Raw genomic sequence first — 14,564 nt, forward strand, 5'->3', positions numbered from 1 at the left:
AATTAAAGGAAGCTGATAAAGATGTCTGAACCACGGCCTGACACCAAAGCTGTGTCGCTGGAAAAGAAACGCCCAGAAGGATGGCCGGTGGGAAGTTTTCAAACTTATTCAGAAGCCCAAGCAGCGGTAGATCTGTTGAGTGATAATAAATTCCCAGTCACAGACATCACTATTGTGGGCGTGGATCTGATTGAAGTGGAACGCGTGACAGGCCGACTTACCTGGGGTCGAGTGATTGCTGGTGGTGCTGCTTCTGGTGCTTGGTTGGGTCTTTTCTTTGGCATTCTCATGGCGTTGATGTCTGCGACGTGGTTCCAGTCCATCGTGGCAGGTATCCTCATGGGCTTGGTGTTTGGCATCGTGGGCGTGGCTGTTCCTTATGCGGCGTCTCGTGGAAAGCGTGATTTTACTTCTTCGACCCAAATTGTGGCTGGACGCTACGATGTCATCTGTACACCGGAACGAGCTCGAGAGGCACGTGACATGATTGCCCTGAAGGCTCGGAATTTTGCATCGTAAGTTAGACTGGCAGCCATGAAAAATGTGGGGAAGCAGGTTTTTATCCTTGCACTTGTAGGTAGCTTATTGGCGGGATGTTCTTCGCTTTCTCAAGAACCTGCCCCACCGGTTCCTTTGGGAAATATGGATACTGTCCAGATCATTTCTCCCAGTGGAAATGCTGAAGCTTTCTTTTTGGGCAAGTTGTATGAAACGGCACTTGTGGATCGTGGTCGATCAGCTACGTTGCAATTAGTTGATGGCGGCACACTGGATATGCAATTAACTCGGCTGCGTGAGGATAGCACTGACCTTGTTATTGCCTGCTCCGGAGAGCTGTTGGAGTATTACAATCCTGATTTAGCTCAGGAATTGAAAGCTGAGTACGCCACTTTGAAATTAGTTGATAAAAACTCCGGGGAGTGGCGCGAAAAGATCTATGATGCAGTGCAAGGATCGCTGCCTAATTCTTTGGTAGCTACGGATCCATCAAATGCAGTTGGTTGTGAAAACAATGAATCACTGCCGCAAAATATTGTGCCGATTTACCGGAAACCTAATTTAGCACGTGGTGATCGGGAAACTCTCAACTTAGTCAGCGGTGCGTTAAGCACTGAGGATCTAAAAACTCTGGTGGAAGAAACTCGGAGCTCAGGAGTTACCTCTGAATCTTCTCTGGCGTTTTTGCGTTCTAAAGGTTTTTAAAACAAACGCGTGGTGGTGATGCAGGTGGGGGCATCACTGTCAGTGGAAATAGGCTGAGTAGCTGTCAATCCTTCATACTCAATGGTGAGGGTGCCGTGTAGATTTCGGGGCAGCCACATGCCGATGAAGCCATTATCAAAAGTAGTGGTGGATTTATCGATGATTGTGTCACCACTATCGGAAATAATTGTGACCGTGATTGGAGCATTGGATAGTTCACCTGTGCATGTGGTCAGGCTGTGATAAAAGCAGTCATGGGTTTGTGAAGTATAGGGAGCCACAGAAACATAGAATTTGTCTGCTGGCATCTCGATACTGATTTGTTCAGACTGATCAGACAAGATGAGTTCATCAGCGTGAATTGATGCTCTGAAGGTTGTTGCTCGCTCCGTAACAGGGGTCTGATCTAGTTCTTCGATAATTTCTTCTGCAGAACGCCCGTCAAAAGCAGCCAACCCGTTTGCCGTGGATGAACATGCACTGGTGAACAGGGCAGTAGCCATCAGCAATACCGAGGAAGCAACACGAAGTTTCATAAGTTTAACCTTAAACAGGTTAGAGCAATAAGAAGTGCCTTTGCAATGTGATACACATTGCAAAGGCACTTCTTTAGGTTAAAAGTTTAGCTTATGAGTTGAAAGCCTCGTCGATAAGCTGCTTCTCCTCCAACTGGTGCACCTTGGCGATACCAGTTGCGGTGGAGGACTGAGCGCGGCGGGAAACGCGACGCATGGTTGGCATGTTCGGAATCAAGGTAGGCAGGTGCTCTTGGTAGAACGGCCATGGGCCCTGGTTTGCTGGCTCATCCTGAACAAAGAGGACTTCCTCAGCGTTAGGGTAGCCGGCAAGAGCATCCGAGATGCGGTTGAACGGAATTGGGTGGAGCATTTCGATACGAACGATCGCGATGTCATCGCGGCCATCCTTCTCCTTGCGCTTAGCCAATTCGTAGTACAGCTTGCCGGAGACCAGCATGACCTGCTTGACCTTAGCTGCATCAGCAACGTTTGGATCGTTGATCACGGACTGGAACTTGGTGGTCTCAGTGAAGTCTTCTGGTGCAGAGGCAGCAGCCTTGTTGCGCAGCATGGACTTTGGAGTGAAGACAACCAAAGGACGCTTCAGATCGGACAGAGCGTGACGACGCAGCAAGTGGAAGTGGTTTGCTGGGGTAGATGGCTGTGCAACAGTCATGGAACCCTCAGCACACAGCTGCAGGAAGCGCTCGATACGTGCGGAAGAGTGGTCTGGGCCTTGTCCTTCGTAGCCGTGTGGCAGAAGGAGAACAAGCTTGGAGGTCTGGCCCCACTTAGCTTCACCGGAGGAAAGGTACTCATCGATGATGGTCTGTGCGCCGTTGGCGAAGTCGCCGAACTGTGCTTCCCAAGCAACGACAGAATCTTCGTTGCCCACGGAGTAGCCGTACTCGAAGCCCATGCCTGCATACTCAGTTAGAGCGGAGTTGTAGACAAGGAACTTACCGTTGTTGCCCTTGGACTGTGCAAGCTCGTGAAGTGGGTTGAACTCTTCAGCAGTGCTTGGGTCGATGGACACAGCGTGGCGCTGGGTGAAGGTACCACGACGGGAATCCTCACCTGCAAGGCGAACCAAGCGGCCGGAGTTTGCCAGAGAACCGAAAGCAAGGAGCTCGCCCCATGCCCAGTCGATGCCACCTTCAGTGACAGATGCGATGCGCTTCTTAGCAACTGGTGCCACACGTGGGTGGTAGTTGAAGCCTTCTGGAGTGTTGGCAAATGCCTGACCCAGTTCGAGGAGCTCTTCGCGGGAGATGTTGGTGTTCAGACCGTGTGGAAGCTTCTGGGAGCCGGTGATGCCAGTCTGTGCTTCAGCCTGCTTCTTGCCGCCTTCCTTGACTTCGTTGAAGACAGATTCCATCTGATCGTGGAAGTCGCGGACGACTGCTTCTGCATCTTCAGAGGAGAGGTCTCCACGGCCGAGCAGATCCTCGGTGTACTGCGCACGAACGGTCTCGCGACCGGTGATGAGCTCGTACATCTTTGGCTGGGTCATGGAAGGGTCATCAGCTTCGTTGTGGCCGCGCAGGCGGTAGCACACGAGGTCAATGAAAACGTCCTTGCCGAAGCGACGACGGTACTCGGTTGCCAGCTGACCAACCCAGACAACTGCCTCTGGGTCATCACCGTTGACGTGGAAGACTGGGCAGCCGAACGCCTTGGCGTAGTCGGTTGCGTAGTGCATGGAACGGCTGGAATCTGGGGTAGTGGTGAAGCCGATCTGGTTGTTCACCACGATGTGGATGGTGCCTCCGACATCGAAGCCACGCAGGGAAGCAAGGTTGATGGTTTCTGGAACAATGCCCAGGCCAGCGAATGCTGCGTCACCGTGAAGGAGCAGTGGCACGACAGTCTTGCCGTCTACGCCCTTGTCCAGGATGTCCTGCTTAGCGCGGACGATACCTTCCATGACTGGGTTAACAGCTTCGAGGTGAGATGGGTTTGCGGTCAGGGAAACCTTGATTTCGCCGTCGCCGAACATCTGAATGTGCTCGCCTTCGGAACCCAGGTGGTACTTCACGTCACCGGAGCCACCGATTTGGCCCTGCTCCATTTGGCCTTCAAACTCGTTGAAGATGGATGCTAGTGGCTTGCCCACGATGTTGAACAAGACGTTGAGGCGACCACGGTGAGGCATGCCGATGACAACTTCGTCGAGGCCTTGGCCTGCCGCGGTGTCGATTGCGGAGTCCATCAGTGGGATAAGTGCTTCTGCACCCTCAAGGGAGAAGCGCTTCTGGCCGACGTACTTGGTCTGCAGGAAGTTCTCGAATGCCTCAGCAGCATTCAGCTTCTGCAGGATGTACTTTTGCTCAGCCTGGGTTGGCTTTGGCATACCTGCTTCGAGGCGATCCTGAAGCCAGGTGCGCTCGTCGCGGTCCAGAATGTGGGTGTACTCGGAGCCAACCTTGAGTGTGTACGCAGCACGCAGGCGGGAAAGAACCTCGCGCAGAGTCATGGACTCCTTGCCACCGAAGCCACCGACGCTGAAAGTACGGTCCAGATCCCAGATGGTCAGGCCGTGAGTCTCGATGTCGAGGTCGCGGTGATCTGGAACTGGCATACCTGGCTGTACCCATGCGAGTGGGTTGGTATCAGCGATGAGGTGTCCACGGGAACGGTAAGCCTCGATGAGCTGCATAACGCGGGTGTTCTTATCAACACCGGTGTTTGGAACGTCCTGTGCCCAACGCATTGGGGTGTAAGGAACGTTCATTGCTTCGAAGATTTCATCCCAGAAGGAATCATCGGTAAGCAGCTTGGACATGGTGCGCAGGAACTCGCCGGACACAGCACCCTGGATCACGCGGTGATCGTAGGTGGAGGTGATAGTGACGAGCTTGCCAACGCCGAGTTCTGCGAGGCGATCTTCAGAAGCGCCCTGGAACTCTGCTGGGTAATCCATGGAACCGACACCGATGATGGTGCCTTGGCCCTTGGTGAGACGTGGAACAGAGTGGCGAGTACCAATGCCACCTGGGTTGGTCAGGGAAACCGTGACGCCCTGGTAGTCATCCATGGTCAGCTTGCCCTTGCGGGAGCGAGCCACGATGTCTTCGTAAGCTGCGAGGAAATCGGAGAAGTCCATGTTCTCGGTTTCCTTGATGGCTGCTACAACGAGGGCGCGGGAGCCATCTTTTTGTGGCAGATCGATTGCGAGGCCAAGGTTGACGTGCTCAGGCACGATCAGGGTTGGCTTGCCGTCGATGACATCGTAAGAGTTGTTCATGTCCGGGTGGGCTACAACTGCCTTCACCATGGCGTAGCCAATGATGTGTGTGAAGGAAATCTTGCCACCACGGGTGCGCTTCAGCTGATCATTGACCATCGCGCGGTTTTCGAACATGAGGCGAGCTGGCATATCACGGACCGAAGTTGCGGTCGGGATTTCCAGGGAGAGATCCATGTTCTTCGCGATGGACTTGAAAATACCCCTGATTGGGGTTTGTCCTGGCTCTGGAAGCTTAGGTTGCTGTGGCACTGAGGACTCCTTGGCCTTAGGGGCGGCCTTAGCGACCGGCTTTGTTTCTACGCGAGGTGCTGCCTTCGCTGCAGGGGCAGCCTTAGGCGCTGGTTTCGCAGTCTCTTTCGGTGCGGAAGCCTTCGCTTCAGCGGTAGCGGGGGTAGCCTCAGGGGCCCCCTGCGCCTCAAAGAGTTCTCTCCATTCCTTGTCCACGGACTTGGGGTCCTGTTGGAACTGCTGGAACATCTGGTCTACCAGCCACGCATTCTGGCCGAAAGTACTAGCGCTGCTCACGGCAGGTACTCGCCTCTTTTCCTTGCTTCTTGAGGGTTTTATTGAGCTTGTTTTATCTACTGTAACGCTGGTTGTTGGCTATTGACGCCTAGCATCCCAGTTGTAGCATTAATTTGTTGACAGTTCTCCTAAAAATAACGTGTCACGCCATTAAATGCCACATGCGGGCGTAGATGTCATTAACAGACAACAACGCATCATGAGATCCGTCCTCAATGATACGTCCTTGGTCAACAACAAGAATACGGTCAGCCCTCTTAGCGGTTGCTAATCGGTGTGCCACAATTATGCTTGTGCGTCCTTTGGTCACTCGATCGGATGCATTGAGGATCACGGCTTCGGTCGCTGGATCAAGCGTGGAGGTCGCTTCATCGAGCAACATGATGGCCGGCTCGATGAGCTCAGCACGAGCCAGGGCGATCAGTTGTCGCTGTCCGGAGGACAGATTGCGCCCGCGTTCACCGACTTGATGGTTGAAACCATCAGGGATGGCCGCGATAGCGTTTAGGGCACCGACGCGGCGCGCTGCAGCTTCAATAGTGCTTGTCGACGCATCCCTGCATCCGTAGCCAATGTTTTCTGCAATCGTGCCACTAAACAAATGCGCTTCTTGCGGAACATGACCAATCATGCGGCGCCAATCTTTGGTGGGGAAGTCTTTAATATCAATCCCGCCAGCTTGTACGGACCCTTCACTTGGGTCGTAGAGACGAGACAGTAGCTTCACCACGGTGGATTTTCCAGCGCCAGTAGGGCCGACAATAGCGACAGTTGTGCCAGGCTCAATCTGCACGGAGACATGTTCCAGAATCGGGGTGTCGGTGTAGCCGAAGGTGACGTCGTTAAGCATTAAAGGCTGCCGTGCAGCCAGCTTGGCCTGCCTGTTGACGCCGAGATCTGGGACGCTGGGCTGTGTCGACAATAATTCTGTGATGCGACGGAAGCCCACGGCGGCTTGTTGATAGGAATCGAAGATTTGGCTGAGCTGTTGGATAGGGCCGAACATCAAACCCATGTACAACACGAATGCGACAAGCACGCCGGTGGAAATATCTCCACGGGTAACTTGCATTGCACCGAAGCCTAATACGAGGGCTTGCGCGATTTCAGAGAGGGCACCAAGGCCGGGGAAGTAGATCGCGATGGCTGTTTGTGATTTCACGCGAAGGCGTCGGTATTCCTCTGCTTCCATGGCGTAGCTGCTATAAACATCATCTTCCATGCGGTGCATTTGCGATGTGCGCAATCCTGCGATGGCTTCATGGAACACCGCATTAACCTGACTGGATTGCTCGCGGGCTTCGGTATAAAGCCGGGAACTGATGCGTCGGAAAATTAAGGTGAGCACGATGATGATAGGGACAACAGACAACGCCACCAATGCTAATTGGGCATCGGTGATCAGCAGCATAGTGATCACACCGATGAGCGTCCCAGCCGAGACAACAGTTTGTGCAAGCCCCGTTTGGAGGAATGAGGAGAGGTTATCGATATCTGTGGTCATACGCGTCATGATGCGACCGGACATGGTGCGTTCGAAATAGCTCATGGACAGTCGCAACAAGTGCACAAAGGACCTCAACCGCAGGCCATAGAGCAGACGTTCACCCGTGCGTGCAGTGATGATGGTATTGAGTGCTGCGGCTGCCCAAGATACTAAAACAACGACACCGCCGAGGATGGCAATCCACCATAATGTGGTGGTGGATTGTGCCTGTACACCGTTATCGATGGCTGTGCGCATCAGCGTTGGAAACGCGAGATCGGCTGCCACACCAACTAAAAGCAGTGCGATAACCCCTGCGATCAGCCAGCGCACCTGTTTGAACAGGCTGAGTAATTTAAACCCATCTGTGGTGGTGCGTAAGCGATCTACATCAACGCGTGGCGTTTCTGTTGCAGCAGGCAGTGCCTCAATTTGTGCAAGTAATTCAGGTGTTGCAGGCATAGACATGCCACGTCCGCGACCTTGTCCAGGAGCCAGGATTTTATACTGCTTTTCTGTCTCAATATCTGGCCATAATTGCTCATGGGAAGGCACCGCATTGCCATTATCTAAAGTGAATTCTGGGCTTGTTGCTTCCTGGAAATCTAAAGCCATGAGATGGGAAAAACGAGCATTGTCACGCATCTGAGGCAATGAGCCCAGCGCGGTTACCGTGCCGTTTTCCACCAGACCTACGCGATCACCCAGCTCTAATGTGGAATGGCGGTGCGCGATGATCAACAGGGTGACATCGTGCAAGGCCTCACGCAGTGCCTGGAAGATCCGGTCTTCTGTAGAAGCATCAATAGCAGAGGTAGCATCATCTAGAACTAATACCTTCGGGTGTGCCAGGAATGCGCGTGCCAGGGCGATTCTTTGGCGTTGTCCACCAGAAAGAGTGAGTCCGCGTTCGCCAATTACTTCGCCGTAGTGGTTGGGGAGCTGGCTAATAAACTCATGTGCCTGCGCTAATTTCGCGGCATCTTCTACCTGCGCATCTGTGACATCCAAGCCCATCGCGATATTGTCGCGGATGGATGTGGAGTAGAGGAAAGGTTCATCGAAAACTGCCACTACATTGGCGCGGATATCACTGTGGGTGAGATCAGCAAAGTCAGTTTTATCGCCATTATGAATAAAAGAAATCTGGCCTTGTTCCGGCTGATAAAAGCTGCCAGCAAGTTGTACTGCCATGGTTTTTCCAGCACCCGGTGGGCCGACTAAAACAACAGTTTCCCCAGGTTCAACCTCAAGATCAAAATTGTTGAGAATGCCACGGAAATCAACATGATCGAAAGCCAATCCGAGAGGCGTGTTGGGGAGTTTCTTTGGACGCTGTGGATCTTGGTGGTGTGGAGCAAGATCAATGACTTCAAAAATGCGCTCCACCGAAGACAATGCGAGTTGGATCCGCATTAGCATTCCAGATAGAGACCTAGCCACTGCAGAAAGGCTGGTCAGATAAGCAGAAAACGCCACAAACGTACCCACGGTGATTTGCCCAGTCATAGCCAGATAACCACCGCCGACGATATTGATCACCAAGGCCAACTGCGGTAATTGTTCCACCATGGGGATGAACTTGGCGGTCAATTTTGCAGTGCGCATGCGCTGGGCAAAAAGCTCCCGGGCAGTGAGATCAAGTTTGTCAGTTTCGCGATCTTCTTGTGCAAAGGCTTTCACCACGCGAATACCGGTGACCGTTTCTTCCACATGTGTGGTGAGGTCTGCGGCTTTTTGCTGAGCTGACCAGGTCGATGCAAAGAGTGCTTTTCTGGAATAGGCCACAGCCCACAACAGCAATGGCACCAGCACTGCAGCGATGATGGTCAGCGGTGGGGAAATCGCCAGCATGATCACGAGCGTGAGCACCAGCTTGACCACATTTCCGATCAGCATGGGCAACATCGCGATAATGCCTTGCACCATGTTGATATCGGAGATAGACCGGCTTACTACCTGGCCTGTGCGGATGGAATCTTGGCCAGGGCCATCAAGTTTTTGCAAAGAGTGCATCGTTTGCAGGCGAATATCATGCTGCACCCCGATGCTGAGCTTGCCGGCGGTATAGCGTCTGCCAAATTGGCTGGCATAGCGAAAGAGCGCAAGGATCACGATAAGAGCGATAACACTTGTCAGGACACTGATTCCGCTGGGACTAAAACGATCTAGCAAATCAGTAGTCAAGGTATCGCCGGTGTTGCCAAGTGCAATATCGATGGCGCCACCGGTTAGAAGGGGGAGAGTGAGCTCAAACAGTGTGGCAGCTAAAGCTGTCAGGACTGTGAGCGAAGTAAGCCAAGGTCGTTGCCACGCCACCTGAACTAATTGACGGATACGACGTGGCTTTTGAGGTTGCTCGGAGTTCATGGAGAGGAGCCTTTCAGTTTTTAATGATGAGCCTGTTGGAGGATTAATCCTTTCTGTGAGTTTTTATGAGTAGAGGCAGATGTGTTTAAAAGTGGGTGGGGAGTGGGCCTAAAGAATCGTGTGCGTTGCCGACGGTCTTCTTGGCGATTTTGCGGTTCGCCATTGTGCCCAGAACAGCACCAATGCCAAAGGGGAGAATTTTGCCGATCCATGCAGTGCGGAAGCGTTTGTTTACTTCCTTGACTGCGAATTTCAAGAGCTGGCCGTTGATTTCCATCAGATGGCCGATACTGAACCTGGAAATTGCGACTCCAGGCACGCGGTTTTTGCGTGAAAGATCGCCCACGCCGGCATCGACAATCGCTTTACCAGCGGTGCCGAGCAAGACCACCAAGATTAAGCCGCGCCTGCGCTCTGGATGGCGAATATCAATGCCACGCAAATGAGCTGAAGCCATGGTGTAAAAAGCAGCAGCATCCAAAAACACTAAAGATTCAGCGCCCACGGCAAGAGCACCCGTGACAAAACCGATACCTGGTACAGCAGCAGCCAAGCCGACTCCTGCACCGGTGCCAGTAGCAAGGCGCATAAAATGCTTGTCGATAAGTACCTGCAGCTGCGCTGGAGACCTATCCGGGTGCTGTTTCCGCAGCCACGAAACATATCCCTCGATGGCACCAGTTTGCATATGAACGGCCTTGTCCAACGCCTTGATGAGGTACTTTCCGCTCATCCCAGCGTTATCTTCCAATACCGCAGGATCTGAATGCACTGCGTCGGTAATGATGGTGGTGTTCATGTTTGTAGCCATGTGGTGCCTCCTTGAAATAAGGGGAGTTGTTTATTTAGAGAACTCTTCCGCGGCAATGATCTGCTCGCTGGTTGGTCGGACTCCGGTGTAAAGATGGAACTGTTCTGCTGCCTGAAGGGCGGCAACTTCTCCACCGTCGATGGTGTGCTTGCCCTTAAGCTTGGACAATTTGATCAGAGGTGTCTCGACGGGAAAAGCAACGCAATCAAAAACTACGTCGGCTCGGTCTACTTCATCCTCACCAAAAGATACAACGTCTTCATCAGGTCCATTCATTCCCATTGGCGTCACATTCACCAAAATTTTTGTATTTTCCGGCACAGTTGCGGAGTAATCCCAGTTGTATCGGGACGCTAGCGCAGAGCCTGTGGTGTGGTTGCGGGCAACCACGGTGCCGTGCAAGCCATAATCTGCGAGAGCTGCGACAACCGCATTAGCCATGCCGCCTGAACCCTTGATGGCAACAGGTGCGTTTGGATCCACGCGGTGTGCTTCCAACAGGTTGAAAACGGCGGTGTAATCAGTGTTGTAACCAGTTAAATGTCCGTCATTGTTCACGATGGTATTGACTGAACGAATGCGCTCTGCAGAAGGATCAAGCTCATCAATCAACGGAATGACATCACCTTTATAAGGCATAGATACACCCGCTCCGCGGATATCTAAACCGCGAATTCCCGCCACTGCTGCCGTGATATCAGTAGGAGCGACAGCCTTGTATAGATAATTCAGACCAAGCTCAGCGTAAAGCCAGTTGTGGAAACGGACTCCATGGTTGGATGGGCGAGCTGCGAGAGAAATGCACAGGGTTGTTTCCCTGTCGACGTGATTAACCATGGGAGCAATTTTATACTCTTCCAGGATAAATATTGGGGATGATGTCTGATTGCGTGGGTTAGTGTTGGAATTTTTGCGTAGATCTCACCATAACCGCAGCGCACTTGTTTTGGAGTTAGAGGAATGTATCAATTTTGTGTCCGTATTGATATAGATTTAATACAGTACTCAAGCACACATTGTCCTTTAAAGATCCTCTCGAGCGTTGCCGGTGGGAAGCTTCGTGCCTAGCCTGGGGGTATGAACGGTTCGACGTGGACTCCGCGAAATTCCCTGCAGATGGCCAATAGCGCTGCAGGCTCGGTGTTGGCGGATGAGATGGTGGTACCGACCGCCTCTGGCTTTGTTAAAGGTGTCAAAGGGCCAGGACTTAAAACCTGGCGCGGGATTCCCTATGGCCGAAACACCGGAGGCAAGTACAGGTTTCGTGCACCTAGACCTGCAAAAAAGTGGGACGGCGTGCGTGATTGTTCCATGTTCGGCGAGGTCGCTTCACAGCCAACCTATTCCTGGACTGACAAAATCCGTGGTTCCGAAGACTGCCTTAACTTGGACGTAGTGCGACCCGACTCTGAAGAAAAGCTACCCGTGGTGGTGTACCTCCACGGCGGGTCCTACATCATGGGATCCTCCAGCGAAAAAGCACTGCGCGGATACAACTTAGTCAAGAACATGAACGTGGTTTATGTCTCCGTAAATTTTCGGCTCGGAGCACTGGGATACCTAGATCTACGAACCGTGGGAGAAGATTGCGTAGCCAACCCCGCGCTGCATGATCAGCTCCTTGCCCTGCAATGGGTCAATCGAAACATCGAAGCATTCGGCGGAGACCCACACAATGTCACATTGATGGGCGAATCCGCAGGAGCTGCAGCCGTAGTGGCCTTAATGTGTGTTCCCGCAGCCGGAGGGCTCTTCCACCGAGCTATCGCACAGTCCGCTCCGGTGATCTCTGTGCATTCCTCAACACAAGCCAAATTTTGGGCACGCGAATTGATCTACCGCATGGCACTGCCCAGAGAAACCACACTTGATGAATTACGCCAAGAATCAGCCGATGATTTAGTGCGCGCCGGGCAGTCCATGATGTGGCGTTCTGGTGAGCTGATTCAGTTGAACTCGTGTTATGGCCCAACCGTTGATGGATCTTTGCTACCAGACCATCCGTTGACCATGTTTGAACAAGGACGACAACACCGTGTCCCGCTGATGATCGGCACCAATGACGGCGAAACCTCTTTTTCCAAGGCATTTTATTTGAGGAGCTCAGCCAGGCGACGGTCAGCGCTGCGTATGCTGTCTGTGTTTGATCCAGAGAATGCGCCTCAAGTAGTTGGCGCTTATGGGGGAGCAGAGGCACGAACTGATTTCTCCGAGTTGCTTGCGGATGCGCTGTTTTGGGCGCCTTCGATCCGCTTGGCACAGTCACATGCCCGAAATGATGAAGATACGTGGATGTATCGCTTCGATTATGCGCCGCAGTCGATGCGAAAATTAGGTTTGGGCGCGATCCATTCCTTTGAGCTCAATGCAGTATTTGGCGATCACGAATCTTCCCGGTCGATGAATATCGCAAAAATGGCCGGAGGCATGGATCATTTGGAACAGGTCACAGAGCTTGTTCAAGAGCATTGGCGCCATTTTATTTATCACGGCCGACCAGGCGATGAATGGAAGGCTTACCGCGGAAGAAGCGATACAGAACCGGGCAGGGCCACATTTGTTATTGATACTAATTCCCGAATTGCCTGGGATCCTCGGCAAAACAAACGCATGGCATGGGAGAATTACGACATGTTGGAATGGGGGACAGGTCGCCCTGATCTAGCTAATGAGCTTGATTTCATAGAGCCCGATGATGTGGAAGATGTAGCTCAGCTGAAGTGGATGGGCCTGATGCAATTTTTTGGGAGTAGATAAATGAGTGTTTGGAATCGCCTTCTTGTGCGATACCCGCGCTTCGCCGACACCTTGGTGTGTGGCCCGCATGCAGAAGTAATCACGCTTGAGCAGCTGGCTAATCCTGGACTGCTCCGCGAAGCAATTGTTAAAGGCCAGGAAATCTTTGGCATTGAGCAGCAAAAACATGCCGGCCAGTTGTGGTTTCATTCCTTATGCACCGCGGTGGTTGGTCCGGCAGTTACTGCGATGGTGGAATTTGATGTCACACCAAGCCTCGACTTGCGCCGAGGTCAGCTGCACAGCATCGACGGTTATTGGTTTGGCTTCAGGCCTCAGGAGTTGCTTGTCGACGCCACCCTGCAGGCGTCGGGTACTCAATTCGGCGAGTCCATTCGTCCGGTGATTGATGCGCTGTGCCTGGCCACTGATCTTCGACCCGCACCATTGTGGGCAGTTGCTTCAGATGCGCTTGGTATTGCCGCAAGTGGAGCTGGTGTGGAAGCTTTTGAAGAGGAGCGCGCTCGCGAGGTGGCCGAAGGTTTAATTGAGGGCATGGCCAATGTTTATGCTGTTCCTTCTCCACGGTTTAATGAGGATGATTATTTCCACAGGGCTGGGTGTTGCATGATTTTTCATTCACCGCGGGCTGACTTTTGTACTTCCTGCCCTCAAAAGAGGTGAAATGTTAGGCACGAAAACGTTGTGGACGCTAGGCTTGTCGGCAGTGTCTGAGGGGACGTCCCCAGCACAAACCAGATGGAAGGTCATCAGAACATGAGCTTTTTTGAGGACATCGCGGCCGGACTTGATAACGACGGTATCGAGTCTCGTGTTAACGGCGATACAATGTTCGTTCCGATCACCTCTGACTTGGAAATCCAGTTCGTGGAGATCGATTCCCTCCTACCTGCAGCGAACGTTTATATCGCTGCAGCAAATGTTGATGAAGATGATGAAGATTTCGAGGCTGTTTTAGTTTCGGTGGTCTTCTCTGTTGAGGATGCTGTCACAGCTGTTGCTAAACACGTTGCTACTGATCAGGTAGTGACTGTGCTGCGTGACCTCCTTGAGGGAACTGATGAACGCATTCAGGATTTAGAATTTTACCAAGATGCCGTAAATGCAAATTTGGTTCGTGCAGAAGTCGGACAAAACTCTGAGCTACAGGTTTTGGTCGAAGTAGAAGATGGCGTCCCAACCGCTACAGTGAACTTCATTGCGATCGGCGAGTCTTTTGAAGATTTGATTGATCAGGCAATTGAAGAGCTGTGGGAATCAGACGGAGATGCAGTGCTATCCGATGAGGATCGTCAGCGCATGTTTACCGATTTGACCTCTGAGCTGGAGTTTATCACTGATGAAGTGCTTGATCTGGGCACCTTCACAGATTTTGACCGCCTTTTCGATATTCTCTCTTTGGCTGATGATCAGGCAGAAGATTGGGAAGCTCAGCTGGTTCCTTTTGATGATGAGGAATTCGACGAGCCAGACGTTTATGATCTTTTCGTTGATGATTCAGATGACGATGAATCAGACGAAGACGATGATCTAGATGATGATGACCTAGACGGGGATGATGATGACTTTGATGAGGAAGACAAAGACAATTAGCGTGTAGATCTTGTGTTAAGCCCTGGATAGTTTATCCAGGGCTTTCTTCAT

Annotated in this window: 10 protein-coding genes; 5 read left to right on the plus strand and 5 right to left on the minus strand. The window is 52.2% G+C overall.

The features are described 5' to 3' along the window. Positions 1-21 precede the first annotated feature (21 nt). Together ccrud_RS05440 and ccrud_RS05445 are read left to right on the plus strand one after the other, a co-directional pair. Entirely contained in the window at positions 22-519 is a 498-nt protein-coding gene (locus ccrud_RS05440; RefSeq protein WP_066565206.1) for a YflT domain-containing protein, read from the plus strand. A 15-nt stretch (positions 520-534) separates the two neighbouring features. Beyond that, complete coding sequence (locus tag ccrud_RS05445) at positions 535-1,203, plus strand: type 2 periplasmic-binding domain-containing protein (protein ID WP_066565207.1); 669 nt, start codon at positions 535-537, stop codon at positions 1,201-1,203. Here ccrud_RS05445 and ccrud_RS05450 read toward each other — a convergent pair. The 5 genes from ccrud_RS05450 to ccrud_RS05470 all read right to left on the minus strand — a co-directional run bounded on the left by ccrud_RS05450 (position 1,200) and on the right by ccrud_RS05470 (position 11,000). Further along, complete coding sequence (locus ccrud_RS05450; protein ID WP_066565208.1) at positions 1,200-1,739, minus strand: CueP family metal-binding protein; 540 nt, start codon at positions 1,737-1,739, stop codon at positions 1,200-1,202. The genes ccrud_RS05445 and ccrud_RS05450 overlap by 4 nt on opposite strands. A gap of 91 nt (positions 1,740-1,830) precedes the next feature. Then, positions 1,831-5,496 carry a multifunctional oxoglutarate decarboxylase/oxoglutarate dehydrogenase thiamine pyrophosphate-binding subunit/dihydrolipoyllysine-residue succinyltransferase subunit gene (locus ccrud_RS05455; RefSeq protein WP_066565209.1) on the minus strand — a complete coding sequence of 1,222 codons (3,666 nt, stop codon included), beginning with the start codon at positions 5,494-5,496 and terminating at the stop codon, positions 1,831-1,833. 142 nt (positions 5,497-5,638) lie between these two features. Next, entirely contained in the window at positions 5,639-9,352 is a 3,714-nt protein-coding gene (locus ccrud_RS05460) for an ABC transporter ATP-binding protein (protein ID WP_066565210.1), read from the minus strand. Between the two features lie 85 nt (positions 9,353-9,437). Further along, positions 9,438-10,163, minus strand: a complete 726-nt coding sequence (locus ccrud_RS05465) for a hypothetical protein (protein ID WP_066565211.1) — start codon at positions 10,161-10,163, stop codon at positions 9,438-9,440. A 30-nt stretch (positions 10,164-10,193) separates the two neighbouring features. Beyond that, positions 10,194-11,000, minus strand: coding sequence for a shikimate 5-dehydrogenase (locus ccrud_RS05470; RefSeq protein ID WP_066565212.1), 807 nt, complete (start codon positions 10,998-11,000; stop codon positions 10,194-10,196). Between the two features lie 279 nt (positions 11,001-11,279). On the opposite strand from ccrud_RS05470, the gene ccrud_RS05475 reads away from it, so the two are divergent. The 3 genes from ccrud_RS05475 (at position 11,280) to ccrud_RS05485 (ending at position 14,513) form a co-directional block, all read left to right on the plus strand. After that, positions 11,280-12,920 carry a carboxylesterase/lipase family protein gene (locus ccrud_RS05475; RefSeq protein WP_066565213.1) on the plus strand — a complete coding sequence of 547 codons (1,641 nt, stop codon included), beginning with the start codon at positions 11,280-11,282 and terminating at the stop codon, positions 12,918-12,920. Continuing rightward, positions 12,921-13,583: a (2Fe-2S)-binding protein gene (locus ccrud_RS05480; RefSeq protein WP_066565214.1), complete on the plus strand. Its 663-nt coding sequence runs from the start codon at positions 12,921-12,923 to the stop codon at positions 13,581-13,583. A gap of 93 nt (positions 13,584-13,676) precedes the next feature. Further along, entirely contained in the window at positions 13,677-14,513 is an 837-nt protein-coding gene (locus ccrud_RS05485; protein WP_066565215.1) for a hypothetical protein, read from the plus strand. The last annotated feature ends 51 nt before the right edge of the window (positions 14,514-14,564 follow it).

Source organism: Corynebacterium crudilactis, from assembly GCF_001643015.1.
GTDB lineage: Bacteria > Actinomycetota > Actinomycetes > Mycobacteriales > Mycobacteriaceae > Corynebacterium > Corynebacterium crudilactis.